Annotated in this window: 11 protein-coding genes; 2 read left to right on the top strand and 9 right to left on the bottom strand. The window is 59.6% G+C overall.

Annotation, left to right across the window (positions count from 1 at the left end; translation table 11 throughout):
* Positions 1-41: 41 nt before the first annotated feature.
* The 3 genes from ACOI8A_RS07930 to ACOI8A_RS07920 all read right to left on the bottom strand — a co-directional run bounded on the left by ACOI8A_RS07930 (position 42) and on the right by ACOI8A_RS07920 (position 4,453).
* Positions 42-3,185, bottom strand: a complete 3,144-nt coding sequence (locus tag ACOI8A_RS07930) for a transglycosylase domain-containing protein (protein ID WP_420650606.1) — start codon at positions 3,183-3,185, stop codon at positions 42-44.
* Positions 3,186-3,434: 249 nt separating this feature from the next.
* Positions 3,435-3,893: an REP-associated tyrosine transposase gene (locus tag ACOI8A_RS07925; RefSeq protein ID WP_420650607.1), complete on the bottom strand. Its 459-nt coding sequence runs from the start codon at positions 3,891-3,893 to the stop codon at positions 3,435-3,437.
* 149 nt (positions 3,894-4,042) lie between these two features.
* The gene (locus ACOI8A_RS07920) at positions 4,043-4,453 is read right to left on the bottom strand and encodes a hypothetical protein (protein WP_420650608.1); all 411 of its coding nucleotides are present in this window, start codon (positions 4,451-4,453) and stop codon (positions 4,043-4,045) included.
* A gap of 57 nt (positions 4,454-4,510) precedes the next feature.
* Here ACOI8A_RS07920 and ACOI8A_RS07915 point away from each other — a divergent pair, with 57 nt between their 5' ends.
* Positions 4,511-5,932, top strand: a complete 1,422-nt coding sequence (locus ACOI8A_RS07915) for an amino acid permease (protein WP_420650609.1) — start codon at positions 4,511-4,513, stop codon at positions 5,930-5,932.
* Between the two features lie 176 nt (positions 5,933-6,108).
* A complete protein-coding gene (locus ACOI8A_RS07910; RefSeq protein WP_420650610.1) occupies positions 6,109-6,471 on the top strand; it encodes a GtrA family protein in 363 nt (120 codons plus the stop codon).
* A gap of 38 nt (positions 6,472-6,509) precedes the next feature.
* Here the strand turns inward: ACOI8A_RS07910 and ACOI8A_RS07905 are convergent, their stop codons facing one another.
* The 6 genes from ACOI8A_RS07905 to ACOI8A_RS07880 all read right to left on the bottom strand — a co-directional run bounded on the left by ACOI8A_RS07905 (position 6,510) and on the right by ACOI8A_RS07880 (position 16,548).
* Complete coding sequence (locus ACOI8A_RS07905; RefSeq protein ID WP_420651211.1) at positions 6,510-8,129, bottom strand: FMN-binding glutamate synthase family protein; 1,620 nt, start codon at positions 8,127-8,129, stop codon at positions 6,510-6,512.
* Between the two features lie 92 nt (positions 8,130-8,221).
* On the bottom strand, positions 8,222-9,619 hold the full coding sequence (locus ACOI8A_RS07900; RefSeq protein WP_420646184.1) for an ATP-binding protein: 1,398 nt from the start codon (positions 9,617-9,619) through the stop codon (positions 8,222-8,224).
* Positions 9,616-11,430 (bottom strand): DAHL domain-containing protein, encoded by a 1,815-nt coding sequence (locus ACOI8A_RS07895; protein ID WP_420646185.1) that lies wholly within the window; start codon positions 11,428-11,430, stop codon positions 9,616-9,618. Before ACOI8A_RS07895 ends, ACOI8A_RS07900 begins: the two co-directional genes overlap by 4 nt.
* Positions 11,427-12,380 carry a cytochrome-c peroxidase gene (locus ACOI8A_RS07890; RefSeq protein ID WP_420646186.1) on the bottom strand — a complete coding sequence of 318 codons (954 nt, stop codon included), beginning with the start codon at positions 12,378-12,380 and terminating at the stop codon, positions 11,427-11,429. The genes ACOI8A_RS07895 and ACOI8A_RS07890 overlap by 4 nt, the downstream gene beginning before the upstream one ends.
* Positions 12,377-14,287, bottom strand: coding sequence for a putative bifunctional diguanylate cyclase/phosphodiesterase (locus ACOI8A_RS07885; RefSeq protein ID WP_420646187.1), 1,911 nt, complete (start codon positions 14,285-14,287; stop codon positions 12,377-12,379). Before ACOI8A_RS07885 ends, ACOI8A_RS07890 begins: the two co-directional genes overlap by 4 nt.
* The gene (locus tag ACOI8A_RS07880) at positions 14,284-16,548 is read right to left on the bottom strand and encodes an EAL domain-containing protein (protein WP_420651210.1); all 2,265 of its coding nucleotides are present in this window, start codon (positions 16,546-16,548) and stop codon (positions 14,284-14,286) included. Before ACOI8A_RS07880 ends, ACOI8A_RS07885 begins: the two co-directional genes overlap by 4 nt.
* Positions 16,549-16,784: the final 236 nt, after the last annotated feature.

Below are 16,784 nucleotides of genomic sequence, written 5' to 3'. Positions count from 1 at the left end.
TATTGAAATGTTGAAAATACATAGTTACTACCCTCGATTGTTCATTGTTGGTCCGGCCTTGCTGAGCTCGCGGTCGCAACTGAGGGGGCTTGCGCAGGATTGCATTGCGAATCGCTGCCGGGTTGCAGATACGGCATCAGAATCGGCGCCATGCCCTTGAGTACCTGCACTGGCAGTGCCGAGGTGAACTTGAAGTTCTCCGCCGAGCGCCCCGGCACGAACGCGGTGAGCGTGCCGAAATGGTGATCGCCGATGTAGAACACAAACGTTGCCGTGCGGTTGATCGACTTCGAACTGAGGATCCGCCCGCCGGAGCCGATTGCCTCTATGCGGTTATCGCCGGTGCCGGTTTTTCCGCCCATGATCAGCGGGCTGCCATCGGCCAGTTTGAAACTGCCGGAAACACGTTTGGCGGTGCCTGAGTCGACCACTTGCGACAGCGCCTCACGCATGGCCGTGGCCACTTCCGATGGCATTACCCGTTTGCCCACATGCGGATCGTTGACCAACTGCGTTTCATACGGTGTATCGGCGGCAAAGTGCAGGCTGTCGATGCGCAGGGTCGGCATGCGCACGCCGTCGTTGAGAATGGTGCCGATCAACTCGGCAAGTGCAGCGGGGCGATCGCCGGAGCTGCCAATGGCGGTGGCGAGTGACGGCACCAGGTGATCGAAGGGGTAGCCGACTTGCTGCCAGCGCTGATGAATGTCGAGGAACGCCTGGATTTCAAGCATGGTGCGAATGCGGCTGTCGCGCGCGCCTTTGTGCTTGCTCTTGAACAGCCAGCTGTAGACTTCCTGACGCTCGAACTGGCTGGCCTTGACGATGTCCTTGAAAGTCGCGTCGGGGTGATTGAGCAGGTAGCCGATCAGCCACAGGTCCAGCGGATGCACCTTGGCGATGAAACCCTGATCAGGCAAATCGAAACTGCCGGGGCCGTAGGCGAGATAAAGCCGTTCAAGGCGTTCGTCGGTGAGTTTCTCCGTCAGCTTGGCGCCCTTGAGATGCGAGCGCACGAAGGTGTTGAAGTCTTGCTGGCTGGCATCCGGCAATAGATAACGGTGCACCGCCGCCATGCGGATCGGCGTCGGACGCATGCTGTCGAGGAAGGTTTCCAGGCGCGCCCGGGTATCTTTGTTGCGGTATTTTTTCCAGAACTTGAGCAGGAACGATGTGCCCTCGCGGTCGGCGAACGAGGCGAGGTATTCCTGACGCCGTGGGTCGCGATCGTCCTTGAGCAACTCGGCGCTGTTGTTGGGGCCGGAGTAGGTGGTGTAGCGCACCAGATCGCGCATCAGGCGAATGAACGGCAGATTGATCGACTCGCGCAACGCGTCGCGCAGGGTCGGGATACGTCCGTTGTCCTCTTTGCGAAAGTTGTTGAAGGTGTGCAGGCCACCGCCGGTAAAAAACGCCTCGCCGGGGCTGGCCGAATATTTACGGTCCAGCGCCGCACCAAGCAGTGTCGACAGGTTGCGATCCTTGTTTTGCACCAGGTAATCGATCACCCACCGGCTCAGGCGATCCTGATCCGGCACCTCGACTTTCTTCAATTCCGGCACGCTCATGCCGGCGTACTTTTCGTGCAACTCGGCGATGATCTGCAGGTAAGTGGTCATCACGCGCATTTTTGCGGTGGAGCCGAGTTCGAGTTTGCTGCCCTCGTTGATGTCGAATGGCTGGTCGGTGCTGTCGGTCTGCACCCGCACCCGCGAGCCGTCCGGGGTCAGTTCGAACAGGGTGAAGCTGTAGCGCACCTGAGTGGTGCTGGTGGGGGTCAGCAGGCGTTCGCCCATCAGGCCGACTTCGGCGGCGTAGGTCGGGTCTGCGAGTTTTTTCAGATAGGCCGTGGCCTGGGTTTGCAGTTCACCTTGCAGGGTGCTGGTGGCCGACAGGTCGAGACGGTCGAGGTCGTACAGCGGACGGTTGAGCATCGACGCCAGGCGGCTGCGCGCGGCACTGATGCCCTTGTTGGTTTCGATCGGCTGAATGGTCGGTTGCGTCTGCCAGTCGCGGTAGCTGATCTTGCTCGCGAGTGCGGCATCGGCCAGCGCCGCGTCGATCACGCCGTTCTGTTTGAGCACGCGCAGATGGCTGTCGGTGAGGTTGACCAGTTCTTCGCGGCCCTTGCTCAGGTAATGCGAAGGGCGACGCTGAGCGATCATCAGCGAAAGCATTTCGCGCAGTGCCAGACCCTTTGCCGCCATGGTCTGCGGATCGGTCGCGGTACTGGCGAGCGTGGCGTTGGCCGTATTGAAGTCCGCGCCATACCAGACCCGCAAGCCTTCAGCCATGCCGTGTACTTCGCCGTGCCCCGGCACCGCCGAGAGCGGCACGCTGTTGAGGTAATCGCGAATGATGTTCTGCCGCGCCGGCAACGTTTCCGGCCCGCCCTGATAGGCGCGCACGCTGGCGGAAATCATCTGGCGGATCTTCTCGGCGCCGGACACGGTCAGGCCGTCTGGCGAGTGCCGGTATTTTTCCAGTTGTGTTGCCAAGGTGCTGCCGCCAGCTGATTGGCCCGGCAGGCGCAGCACCTTCGCAACCTGCGACCACGCGGCCATGCCGAAGCGTGGCCAGTCCACCGCCGGGTTGGCCAGGGGTTGCTTGGGGTCGAGCAGAAAACGGTTTTCGATGAACAGCAGGCTGCTGACCACCACCGGCGGTATCGCGGCGAAACTCGAATAGAGTTGTTGCGGATATTTGTACTGATACAACGGCGCCGCGCGGCAGTCGGTGATCGACAGCCCGGCCTGGATTTTCTCCGTATAGGGCACGAATAGCCCCTTGTCGGTATAGCTGAGCAGGGCCGGGGAGAAGCGCGTTTGTTCGGTGATCACATAGTTGCGCTTGATCAGCCGCGGCAGGAACTCATCCAGCGAGCTATAACCCAGGCGCAAGTCGAACGGCCCGTTGCCCGGATAGCGAATCGCCTCGCTGGGGCCGGGTTGCAGCTCGTATTTGAGCTTGGCAGCGTACTGGCTGGCCTCGCGCGACTGAAAACGCGAAGTGCGCATTTCCTTGGCCGCGGCCAATCCCAGCACAATCGCGATAATCAGAAACAGAACCCAGAAAGCCTTCCACCCGTGCCGTTTACGGCGGGGTTTTTCAGGTATAGGCGCTTCATCCACACGTTCAGTCGGAACCACTTTTTCACTCGAATCGGTTTGCCATAACGCGCCCATAGTCGACTGATCCATTCACGCAGATTGATCGGACTTGTCTGAAGCTTAGACGGTGGTTGGCGATGGTGAAAAAATTGTGAGGCAGTGTTATTCCTCCTGGATGGGAACACCCTGTGGCGAGGGAGCTTGCTCCCGCTCGGCTGCGAAGCAGTCGCAAAAATGCACATGCAGTGTTTCAGACAAACCATATACCAGCCTACGGCCTGCTGCGCAGTCCAGCGGGAGCAAGCTCCCTCGCCACAGGTTGGATCACAGCCAGCAGGCATCCCAGAGCGGGTAGTCGCCGATCTTTTCTACTAACCCGGCGCGCAGTGGGTTGGCAACGATGTAACGGGCGAACGGCTTCAAGTCTTCGCCGTCGCGGATAGCCCGGTCATGGTAGCCGGTTTGCCAGAACGCACCTTTTCGGTTCAACGTTCGGTTGATAGCGAGTGTGCTGCGAGATTTCACTGCCTGCATCAGCTGATCCAGACGCATTGTTTCCAATTGAACCAGCCAATGGAAATGATCAGGCATCACAACCCAGGCGATCGAGTTGACCCAGCCCTGTTCATGGGCTCGTCTGAGTTCTGCTACTAGTAATCGCCCCAATCGCCAATCACTGAAGATCCTGCGACGCTCATAAACCACGGCGGTGATCAAATAGGCGCGACCCGATTCGGAGTAGCGTCCTTGGCGAAGTCGATGTGAATGTAGATGTTTGCGCATTCCGTTGCGTCCCGTTGGATTCATCACTCATACGCTAGCTGCTGAGCTTCCGAGTTGAACCTGAGAAAGCTGTCGGATTTTTCCGAGAATCTTGCCGGACACAGCTTTTGTGGCGAGGGAGCTTGCTCCCGCTGGACTGCGCAGCAGGCTCAAATCCGGTAGTCATGTTTTTCTGAAATTCCGCATGCGCAGGTTTTGCGACTGCTTCGCAGTCGGGCGGGAGCAAGCTCCCTCGCCACAGGAATCTCCTCCTCACGTGGGCCAAGACATTTGGAATAGAGCCATCCCAAGATCAATACCACCAAGGCATAGGCATGACGCTGCACCATTGCTGTGCAATACTCGCCGGCCGTTTCGATAGCGAAAAATCCTACACTTGCAGGATGGTTTCTCTCGAAAACAGCGTGAATCACAATATTTGCCGCTGAATCAAGGCGTTTATAGAGTGAATTACCCTGTCCGAAGCTTTTTATACTGCACGCCCCGCTGATCTTGCAGGTTTTGTTCTGCAAGACGCGTTTGCCCACGAAGCAGGCGCGGTTTCGGGAGGTGTCGGCCAATCAACCGACGCCTCGACACTCAGTGGTCAATCCAATAACAAGATGAGGTTGCACCCTATGCCCGTAGGCAATCACCTGCCGCATGGCGAGACCGCTGAAGGCGGCCCGCTCAAACGCGAACTCGGCGAACGGCATATTCGCCTGATGGCGCTCGGCGCCTGTATTGGTGTCGGTCTGTTTCTCGGTTCGGCCAAGGCCATCGAAATGGCCGGCCCGGCGATCATGCTGTCGTACATCATCGGCGGTCTGGCGATCCTGGTGATCATGCGCGCCCTCGGCGAAATGGCCGTGCACAATCCGGTCGCCGGCTCGTTCAGTCGTTATGCACAAGACTATCTCGGCCCGTTGGCAGGCTTCCTCACCGGCTGGAATTACTGGTTCCTGTGGCTGGTGACCTGCGTCGCGGAAATCACTGCCGTCGCGGTGTACATGGGCGTCTGGTTCCCCGATGTGCCGCGCTGGATCTGGGCGCTGGCGGCGCTGATCAGCATGGGCTCGATCAACCTGATCGCGGTCAAGGCCTTCGGTGAATTCGAGTTCTGGTTCGCGCTGATCAAGATCGTCACGATCATTGCGATGGTCATCGGCGGCATCGGCATCATCGCTTTTGGTTTCGGCAATGACGGCGTGGCGCTGGGGATTTCCAACCTGTGGGCGCACGGCGGCTTCATGCCCAATGGCGTGCAGGGCGTTTTGATGTCACTGCAAATGGTCATGTTCGCCTACCTCGGCGTCGAGATGATCGGCCTGACTGCCGGTGAAGCGAAAAACCCGCAGAAGACCATCCCGAATGCGATCGGCTCGGTGTTCTGGCGGATTCTGCTGTTCTACGTCGGCGCGCTGTTCGTGATTCTGTCGATCTACCCGTGGAATGAAATCGGCACGCAAGGCAGTCCATTCGTGATGACCTTCGAACGGCTGGGCATCAAAACCGCTGCTGGCATCATCAACTTTGTGGTGATCACCGCTGCGCTGTCGTCGTGCAACGGCGGCATCTTCAGCACCGGGCGCATGCTCTACAGCCTGGCGCAGAACGGTCAGGCCCCGGCCGGTTTCGCCAAGACCTCGAGCAACGGGGTGCCGCGTCGCGCATTGCTGTTGTCGATCGGTGCGTTGTTGCTGGGCGTGCTGCTGAATTATCTGGTGCCGGAAAAAGTCTTCGTCTGGGTCACCGCCATCGCGACTTTCGGCGCGATCTGGACCTGGGTGATGATCCTGCTGGCGCAGCTCAAATTCCGTAAAGGTCTGAGTGCCAGCGAGCGAGCCAATCTGAAATACAAGATGTGGCTGTACCCGATCAGCTCGTATCTGGCGCTGGCGTTTCTGGTACTGGTGGTCGGCCTGATGGCGTACTTCCCGGACACCCGTGTCGCGCTGTACGTCGGCCCGGCATTCCTGGTGCTGCTGACGGTGGTGTTCTACGTGTTCAAGCTGCAACCGACCAATATGCCGCAAGGTGCGGTGCGTTCGGTTTCGTAAATCCAAAGCGCAGAAACATCAAAGCCCCGGTCGACTGACCGGGGCTTTTTATTGGGTAGGGTTTTAGCGTAGCCATTCGTCGGATGCCACCGTGCACCTGTAATTTCTGACAGTAGACCGGCCTTGCATCATGAACTAGCTTGCGTTTTCGCCAGTGAGAAATGGAAGGAGGCGCAATGAAAGGATTCTCTGCAATTCTCGTGATCGGGCTGGCGGATGCGTTGATTCACTGGCAAATCTTTTTCGTACTCTGCGCCGCCGTCGGACTCGATCAGGCCGCTAGCAATTTCGCGGCATTCTGCGTGGCCGCAGCGTTCTCATTTTACGTGAACGCGCTTTACACCTTCGAGAACCAGACCTCGGTGTTCGCTTACCTAGGGTTCATCGGCGTGATGGGGGCGGCGAGTTTCGCTGTGGGCCATATTGCTGACATCTACCAGTTGCCCGGACTGGTGACTGTCACCACGTTTTCATTGCTGAATCTGCTGCTCGGCTATAGCTTTTTCCGCTTTGTATTGTTTCGCCGACACAGCGATTGAAGCGCCGGCCTCTGTTGCCGGCCAGCGCCTCGAACAAGCTAAGCGGCCGCCACATCCTGCGGCTCAAAACTGTCCGCCCGCGCCATCTGCCACATCCGCGAATAGAACTCGCCATTCACTTCCCCGGTAAGCAGTTCTCCCGGTTTCAGGAACACATGCAACTGCGAGAACAGTTTGATCTCGGTGGCCGACATGCGTCGCACCAGATGCTTGGCCGACAGTTGCGACGGATGATCGAGGCCGGCGGCGGCGAGCATTTCTGCCAGCGCCTTGAGCGTGTTGCGATGGAAGTTGTAAACCCGCTGTGCCTTGTCCGGCACCACCAGCGCGCGTTGGCGCAGGGCATCCTGAGTGGCGACGCCGGTCGGGCATTTGTTGGTGTGGCAGCTTTGCGACTGGATGCAGCCGATGGCGAACATGAAACCGCGCGCCGAGTTGGCCCAGTCGGCGCCGATGGCCAGCACGCTGGCGATGTCGAAGGCGCTGACAATTTTGCCGCTGGCGCCGAGTTTGATCTTGTCGCGCAGGTTCAGGCCGACCAGCGTGTTGTGCACGAATAACAGGCCTTCACGCATTGGCACGCCGATATGGTCGGTGAACTCGACCGGTGCGGCGCCGGTGCCACCTTCCTTGCCGTCGACGACGATGAAGTCCGGCAGAATTCCGGTTTCCAACATCGCTTTGGCAATGCCCATGAATTCCCACGGATGACCGAGACAGAACTTGAAGCCCACCGGTTTGCCGCCGGACAGTTCCCGTAATTGCTGGATGAATTGCATCAGTTCAATCGGCGTCGAGAACGCGCTGTGGCGCGACGGCGAAATGCAGTCTTCGCCCATCATGATGCCGCGGGTGTCGGCGATCTCTCGGGTGACTTTATGCTTGGGCAGAATCCCGCCGTGACCGGGTTTGGCGCCCTGACTCATCTTGATTTCGATCATGCGCACTTGCGGATTCTGCGCCTGGGTGGCGAAGCGTTCCGGGTCGAAACGGCCGTCGCTGGTGCGGCAGCCGAAATAACCGCTGCCCAATTCCCAGGTCAGATCGCCGCCGTTTTCGCGGTGATACGGGCTGATGCTGCCTTCGCCGGTGTCATGCGCGAAGTTGCCGAGCTTCGCGCCTTGGTTCAACGCACGAATCGCGTTGGCACTGAGCGAGCCGAAGCTCATCGCCGAGATGTTGAACACCGACGCCGAGTACGGCTGGGTGCACTGCGGGCCACCGACGGTTACGCGAAGACTGCCCGGATCGCTCAACGGCGCCGGGCGCATCGAGTGGCCGATAAATTCGAAACCGGATTGATATACATCGATCAGCGTGCCGAACGGCTTGTCGGCGGATTCATTCTTCGCTCGCGAGTACACCAGCGAACGCTGGGCGCGGGAGAAGGGCAGGGCATCGCTGTCGGATTCCAGCAAGTACTGGCGGATCTCCGGGCGAATGCCTTCGACCAGATAACGGATGTTGCCGAGGATCGGATAATTGCGGCGCACCGCGTGCGGACTTTGCAGCAGATCGAAAACCCCGAGCAGGCTCAGCACGCCGGTCACGGCGGTGATCGGCCAAAGCCAGTCGTGGTGCAGAAAAGGCAGGCTGGCGAGGGTGAAAATCACGCAGCCGGCAAAGAAGGCGTAGCGGCTCAGAAGGGACAGGCTCATACGGTTTCCTTGGTTCGGACTTTGTAGGGCAGGCAGGGATTCTGCGCCTCCAGGGAAACCGTGAACAGGGAGACTTTCTGCCTACATCGCCGTCAGGTTACAGACTGGCGCACCGGTAACAGCACGCGGAACGTGGTGCCGGCGCCGAGTTCGCTGCGCACCGAAATATCCCCGCCGTGTTTTTTCACGATCCCGTAGGACAGCGACAGACCCAGCCCTGTCCCTTGCCCCACCGGTTTGGTGGTGAAGAACGGGTCGAAGATTTTCTGCAAGGTCTCGGGTGCAATGCCCGAGCCGTTGTCAGCCACTTCGATCCACACGTTTTGCCCTTGCAGCCCGGTGCGCAGGGTGATGACGCCGCGTTCAGGCCCCATCGCCTGCGCCGCATTGACCAGCAGATTCATCACCACCTGATTGATCTGCGACGGCAGGCATTCGATGTCCGGCAGATTCTGATATTCCTTGACCAGATCGGCCTTGTACTTGAGTTCGCTGGCGACGATGTTCAGGGTCGATTCGATGCCTTGTTGCAGATTGGCCGACTGCCATTGCTGCTGGGTGTCGACCCGGGAGAAATCTTTCAGGTCCTTGACGATCTGGCTGACGCGACCGATGCCCTCCTTGGACTCTCTGATCAGCACCGGAATATCCTCGAGCAAGAAGCGGAGATCGAGCTGTTCGCGCAGTTGCTGCAACTGCGCCGCGGGTTCGGCGGCGAGGGTTTGTCCGGCGGTCTGGTAGGCGTCGAGCATGCTCAGCAACTGCTGAAAGTACCCGTCCAGCGACCCGAGGTTGGAGGAAATGAAGCCGATCGGATTATTGATTTCATGCGCGACCCCGGCCGCCAGTTGTCCGAGCGAAGCAAGTTTTTCCGACTGCACCAACTGGCTTTCGAGTTGTTTGCGCTCGTCGATCTCGCGCTGCAAGGCTGCGCTGGCCTGCTTGAACTGGGCGGTGCGCTGATCCACCATTTGCTCCAGATTGTGCATCTGCAACGACGCGCGTTCGGTCATCTGCCACTTGGTCAGCAGGGTGTTGGCCATTTGCTGGACTTCGATATTGTCGAAGGGTTTTTTCAGGATCAGCAAACGGTCGTGAGCATGCAGGCGATCGAGCAATTCGTCCCAGGAATAGTCGGAATACGCCGTGCACACGACCACCTGTAATTGCGGATCCTGCAACCACAGTTGCTCGATGGTTTGCGCGCCGTCCCAGCCGTCGGGCATGCGCATGTCGACAAACGCCAGGGCATAGGGACATTGCTCCTGCAAGGCGAGGTTGAGTTTGGCCAGGCCTTCCTCGCCACCATAAGCCGAGTCCAGCTCGAAACTCGGGCGTTGGGGCTTGGCTGGAGCACCGAACAATGCCGTTTCCATCTCGTCCAGTTCAGCCGAATGCGCCAGGGTCGGGGTGAGAATCTTGCGAAAGTCTTCGTGAATCGACGGCATGTCGTCGATCAGCAAAATGCGCCGGTTGGACAGTTCGCTCATGCGTTCTCCGTGACGGCGATCAGCGGAAGTTGCAAGGTGAACAGGGCGCCCAGTCCCGGTCCGTCGCTGTGGGCGGTGAGGTGGCCGTTCATTTCGATCGCCGCCAGCGCGCAGCTGTGCAGACCAAACCCGTGGCCTTCCTTGCGGGTGGTAAAACCGTGAGCAAAGATGCGTGTCATGTTTTCCGCGGCGATGCCTTCACCGTCGTCGCGGACGCTGATTTGCAAAAAGCTCTCATCAACGATTTCCACCCCAAGCGTCATTGTCCGAGGGCGGTTGCTGAGGTCAGTCATGGCGTATTTGGCGTTGCTGATGAGGTTGATCAGAATCAGCAGCAAGCGGTGTTTGTCGCCCATGACCTGGGGCACTTCACTGTATTGCCTGACCACGGTGACGTGATGGCGAGTCAGCGCACCGGCATTCATGCGCAGAGCGTCTTCCAGCAGCTCGTCGATATACAGCGGTTCCGTCATGCTGTTGGCCCCCGCGTAGGATTGCTGGGTGGCGACGATGTCCTTGATGTGGTCGACGCTCTTGTTCATCTGGCCCAGTTCGTCGGCCATTTCCTGCTGTTCCTGGTCAATCGCACTGACCAGTTGATTGAGATAGCCGGGCAGCAATTTGCCCTTGTCGTCTTCGCTGAGGAAATGCCCGAGGTCGTCGGGGTGTTCGTTGATCAACTGCATGGCCTTGCCCAGGCCAAGGGCCTTGCTGCTGCGCAGTTTGCGCCCGATCAGTTCGCAGGAAATGTTCACGCTGTTGAGCACGTTGCCGACGTTGTGCAGCACGTTGGTCGCGATTTCTGCCATGCCGGCCTGCCTTGCGGCATCGAGCAGTTCGCTCTGGGCGTTCTTGAGTTCCCGGGTGCGTTCTTCGACCCGTTGCTCCAGCGCATCGTTGGCGTTTTGCAGGGCGTTGTTGACCCGGTGGATCTCGGCGAAGCTGCGGATCAGCCGGACGGCCAGCCACAGCAGCGACAGCATGAGCAGCACGGAAAACAACAGCATGTAGAAGTGGTACTCGCGGTCGATTTTTTCGACCCGTTGCTGATCCAGGTTGAGCATGCGGGTGATGTCGTCCAGACGTTCGGCCACGGGCACGACTTCGATGCTTTCCAGCAGATCGTTGACGACTGGCTGCTCGCGTAAAATCAGCGCGATGTGATTGCTGAGAATCTTCACCGGGGCATGGAATTCTCCCGGCAAGCGTTGCGCGTTCACCGCCAGTTTATTCAGTCCCAGCACGATGTCGGCGCCCTTGTCGGCGGAGGTGACCTGGGCAAACTCCAGGGCACTGAGCAGCAGGTCGTAGGTGTCGGTGGCGATGTTTTGCACTTGCAGCTTGTCGAGGTCGGACAAGTCCGCCAGTTGCGCCTGAATGTCATCTTCGGCAGTTGGCAGGAACGCCAGCGAGTTACGCAACAAGGCGTTGTGCGACTTGAACTGTTCCACCAGACGAGTCTTTTCCTGCATCGCTGTGAGAAAGCCTTCGTGTGCATCGTTCCATTGCCTGGAATCCTTGCGCCCATGCCCCGACTCCATTGCGGCGAAGCGCTCCCATAGCTGATGCATCTCGGTCACCGGAGACACCAGCGGGTCGTAGTTGTGGGAAATCGCCACGCGGGCCTTGAGTATTTCGTTTTCCCACAGGGCGTCCTGTTGGGTGATCTGGCGGATCAAGTCGCGCGAATCGGTGTAGGTGGTGGTCTGTTCGGAGCTGGACTTGAGGTAGAGGAACAGCAGCGTCGAGGCCAGCAGAATGGCGACCACCGTGATCAGCAGCAGGCTGGTTCTGCGTGAGATTTTCTTCATGGCTTGCCCTCCCATTGGCCGGTCAGGGTCTTGAGAAACTGGATGATCAGGGTTTTGTCTTCGGTGCTCGGCATGCGCCCCAACTGGTACTGGAACATCACGTCCACGGCCCGTTCGAGGTCGGGGGCTGAACCGTCATGGAAGTACGGCGCGGTCAGGGCGACATTGCGCAGGCTCGGAACCTTGAATACCGCGCGATCGGCTTCGTCGCCGGTGACATTGAATCGGCCCAGATCAGCCGACGTCGGGTTGCCGCGATCAGCGATGTAATCACCGAACACGCCAAATTTCTGGAACATGTTGCCGCCAATGTTCACGCCCTGATGGCAGGCAATACAGCCGTAGTCCTTGAAGCGTTGATAGCCGTACTTTTCTTCAAGGGTGAGGATGTCGGTTTTGCCCAACAGGTATTGATCGAAGCGCGATCCTGGGGATAACAAGGTGCGTTGGTAGGTGGCGAGTGCATTCTGGATATTGGCTTTGGTCACGGCGTCCGGGTAAGTGCTGTCGAAAGCCTTGCGGTAGCCGGGATCGTCGCTGATGCGTTGCACGACGGTTTTCCAGTCACTGCCCATTTCGTGGGGGCTGGTGATCACATTGTCGGCTTGCGCTTCCAGGGTCTCGACCCGTCCGTCCCAGAATTGCCGGAAATTGAGGCTGGCGTTGAGCACCGTTGGCGTGTTGACCGCCACCGGTTTGCCATCGAAACCCAGCGACAGGGCGCGGCTGTCGGCACCGCCCTTGTCCAGTTGGTGGCAACTGGCGCAGGACAACGTGTTGTTCGCCGAAAGCCTGGGATCATTGAACAACTGGCGACCGAGCGCGGCGCGTTCACGGTTGGGTGGCGCCATCTCCGGCAAGGGCTTGAGTGGTTGATTCAATGGCTCGCCGGCAGCGTTGACGCATGTCCCACCCAACATCACCGCCAGCGTGTAACGGAACAGGGTCATGAGGGATTGTCTCCCGTGCCTGTTGCCGGGCTGTCGCAGGGCGTCGATGAGTCTGGCAGCCCCGCGCTCAACAGTCGGGCAAACGCCGGCGCCGGTACGGCTTCGCTGAAGTAGTAACCCTGAGCTTCTTCGCAATGGTGATCCTTGAGAAATTTCAGTTGCGCGGCTGTTTCGACCCCTTCGGCGATGACGTTCAGACTCAGGCTCTTGCCCAGGCTGATGATCGCGCCGACCAGCGCGGCATCGCTGCTGTCAGTACTCAGGCCACGAATGAATGACTGGTCGATTTTCAGCACATCGATCGGAAAGCGTCGCAGGTAACTCAGGCTTGAATATCCGGTACCGAAGTCATCGATGGCCAGCCTGACCCCCAGCGCTTTCAACCGTTGCAACGCGCTCATGGTCGCGTCGACGTTTTGCATCAGTACGCTTTCGGTGATTTCCAGCTCCAGCAGGCACGGATCCAGCCCTGTCTGAGCAAGCACCTGTTCGATGTTCTCCACGAAGTGGCGCTGGCGAAAGTCGATGGCCGAGGTGTTGACCGACATGCGGATCGACGGCAACCCCGCCGCCTGCCATTGCCGCGTCTGGCGGCAGGCTTCGGCCAACACCCATTTGCTCAGCGGGACGATCAGCCCGCTGTCTTCGGCAACTGGAATGAACTCGGACGGGTAGACCCAGCCATGCCCGGGTTTTTGCCAGCGCACCAGCGCCTCCGCGCCGACAATCCGCCCACTTTCCAGAGCGATTTTCGGCTGGTAGTGCAGGACAAATTCGTTGCGTTGCAGCGCCTGGCGAATACCTGATTCGATACTCTGCTGTTGGCGTGCGCGCTCGTTCATGGCCTCGATGAAAAAACCGAAGTTGTCCGGCCCGCTGTCCTTGACGTTGCGCATGGCCGTTTCAGCCTTTTTGATCAGGTCGATGGCCTCGAGCCCGTCGTCCGGGTAAATGCTCACGCCCATGCTGGCAGTGACGCTGACGTCATGCCCCGCGATCATCTGGGGCGCACGGATGGCGCCCAGCAGTTTTTCGGCGATGCTGCGGGTCTGCTGGGGATGGTTGATATCAGTGAGGATCACCACAAACTCGTCCGAGCCGTAGCGAAAGACCGAGTCCGATCCGCGCACGTTTCCAAGCAACTGCTGGCCCACCCGTCTGAGCATTTCGTCGCCGGCCGGATGCCCAAGCGCGTTGTTGATGCGTTTGAAGCGGTCCATACCGAGGAACAGCACCACCAGTTTTTTGTCATGGCGGCGGCAGGCCGCAATCGACTGACTCAAGCGGTCACCGAGCAAGGTGCTGTTGGGCAAACCTGTGAGGGTGTCGTACTGCAACAGATGCGACACTTTGAGCAATTCGTGGACGCGTGCCTCGATGGTTTGTTCGAGGCTGAGCATCTTCAGTGCGGCGTCCTGAGCCAGTTGCCACTTCCAGGTCAGGGCGTTGGCCATCTGGCGGATTTCCAGGGTATCGAAGGGTTTTTTCAGGATCAGCAACTGATCGCCGAACTCCAGCCGTTCGGCCATCGCCTCCCAGCTGTAGTCGGAGAAAGCAGTGCATAACGCGATTTGCAGGTTCGGATCGACTTTCCACAGTTGCTCGATGGTTTCCAGGCCATCCCAGCCTGGCGGCATGCGCATGTCGGTGAAGGCGAGGGCGTAGGGACGCCCCTCATCCAGCGCTTGCTGCACCAGCTTCAGCGCTTCCTGGCCCTGATAGGCCGAGTCGACTTGGAACGCCACATGCGGGGCCTGACGGGTGCCGAACAACGTCTGTTCCAGGCTGTTCAAATCTGCCGCGCCGCTGATGTCGGGGGTGAGTATCTTGCGAAAGTCATCGTGGATCGCCGGGGTATCGTCGACGATCAGAATCCGCCGGTTGGTCTGGGCGAAGGGCGTTTTCATCCCTCAATCTCCCTCGTGCCCGCTGACTCGCTGCTGGCGGCGGTGAGCATCCGGACCGCGTGCTCGGGGCTGAGGGCCTCGTTGAAATACAGACCCTGTGCCGCAGCCAGCGGAGCATCGGATTTTGGCTCGTGTGGCTGCCCCGGCTGCTGGCCGCCTTCGGCAATGATGCCGATGCCCAGATCCCTTGCGAAATTAATGATCGCCTTCAGCGTGTTGGCCCCGGCCGTATCTTGAGCCGCGCTGTCGAGAAACGACTGGGCGAGTTTCAGGTGGTTGACCCGGTAAGTTTTCAGGTAGTCGAACGATGAATATTCGGTGCCGAAATCGTCGATGGCGATTTTCACCCCCAGCTCGCTCAATCTCGGCAGCACGTCGTTATGGGTCCACTTGGTCTGGGCCAGCGTCGCTTCGGTGACGTCAAAACGCAGATCCCAGGGCGCAAGCTCGTAGCGCGCGGCGGTGCGCAAAACGTCGTAGATAAACTCGGGGCCACTCTTGAGCTGGGCCAGCGACAGCTTGATCGCCATCACCGGTGGCGCCACACCGGCGTTGCGCCACTCGCTCATTTGCCGGCAGGCGTGATCCAGCACCCAGCGGCCGAGGGGAATGATGGCGCCGGTTATTTCCGCGGCCGGGACAAACGCGCCCGCCTGCAGCAGGCCGCGCTGGGGGTGATTCCAGCAGACCTGCGCCTCCATGCCTAAAATCCTGCCGCTGTGCATGTCCAATTCCGGCGCGTATTTCAACTCCAGCTCATCGCAGTCCAGTGCAGTCATTAACTCATTGACGATGGCCATGCGCTCGGCCACTTCCTGGGTGATCGCCTCGGAGTGGAAGTGATACTGATTGCGCCCTGTGTCCTTGGCCCGGTACAGCGCCATGTCGGCCTGGCCCAGCAGGCTGTCGGCGTCGAGGCTGGCGTCGCTGTAGGTGCTGATGCCGATGCTGGCTGAAATGTGCACCGCGTTGCCCGCCAAGTGATACGGCGCCATCAGCGCATCGAGGATATTGGTGGCCATGGCGGCGGAACGGGTCGGGTCACTGACGTCCAGTTGCAGGATCGCAAACTCATCGCCGCCCAGCCGCGCCGTGACGTCGCTTTCACGCACACTCGCTTTGATCCGCCGCGCCACTTCCTGCAAGAGCAGATCGCCGATCGGGTGACCGAGGCTGTCATTGATGCGCTTGAAGTGGTCCAGGTCCAGGTAAAACACCGCGAATGGCGCTGCGCCGCGACGGGCGCCGGCAAACGCCTGATGCAGACGCTCGATCAGCGTGGCGCGATTGGCCAGCCCGGTGAGGCCGTCCGTGCGCGCCAGCAAGGCGAGCTTCTCTTCGGCCACGCGGCGCTCGGTGATGTCGAGGATGATCCCTTCGACTTCCAGCAATCGGCCGTCGTGATCGCGGACCGGGACGTAACGGTTTTCCACCCAGCGCCAGTTGCCATCCCCGGTACGCAGGCGAAATTCGATCGAGGCACCGAGTGCGTGGCGATCCAGTACCCGGGCCATGGCGGCATCTACCCCGGCCTGATCATCCGGGTGAATCAAGTCCTGCGCCCAGTTTGCCGATCTGACCAGATCGGCTGCCATATGGCCGTAGCGTGTGATGTTGTGCGAGATGTACATCAGCTTGAACGAGGGATCGCCGCGTAACCGGTAAAGAATGGTCGGGCTGTTCTGCACGATGATATTGGCGTCTGACAGCTCTCGCGTGCGCTCCTGAACGGCTTGTTCGAGCTGGGTCATCTTCAGCGCGGCGTCTTCGGTCATCTGCCACTTGACCGTGAGCGCGCTGGCCATCTGGCGGATCTCGATCGCATCGAAGGGTTTTTTCAGAATCAGCAGACCATCGGTCAGTCCCAGCCGCTGGTCGATGTCTTCCCACGAGTGATCGCTGTAGGCCGTGCACAACGCCACTTGCAGCTTGGGATCGACCTGCCACAGCCGCTCAATGGTCTCCAGTCCATCCCAGCCCGGCGGCATGCGCATGTCGATGAACGCCATGGCATAGGGGCGTCCGGCGGCGATGGCAGCGTGCAGTTTGGCCAGCGCTTCGCTGCCTTGAAATGCCGAATCCAGTTCAAAGTGCAGTTTAGGAGCGGTGGCCGGGGTGCCGAACAGCAGGTTTTCGGTTTCCCCGAGGCTGTCGGCGTCTGCATTGCCCGGACTGAGGATTTTCGAAAAATCGGAATGAATCGACGCGGTATCGTCGACGATGAGTATGCGGCGGTTGATCGGTCCGGCTTGCGCACTCATGGCGCAATGCCAGATCCAGACACGCTCTTACTCGGGAGCATCCTTTTTCCCCTCCTTGCATGCCTGCACGCAGGCCGTTTGTCTCGTTCGACCCCTGGAGCATAGTTGCCCGCAGGACTCTTCGCTTGGCGGTGTGTAACCGATGTATCGCGTGTCCCCCGCGAAAATCATCTAGCCTTGCCCTCAAGCGCCGGCAAACGAGGAGGTCTGTCGGCGCGCCTGTCAGGTTCACTGTT

It is taken from the genome of Pseudomonas sp. P4795, assembly GCF_048822895.1.
In the GTDB taxonomy this organism is placed as follows: Bacteria; Pseudomonadota; Gammaproteobacteria; order Pseudomonadales; family Pseudomonadaceae; genus Aquipseudomonas.
The sequence above is the reverse complement of the archived record's forward strand: the minus strand, read 5'-3'. Positions and strand labels throughout refer to the sequence as shown.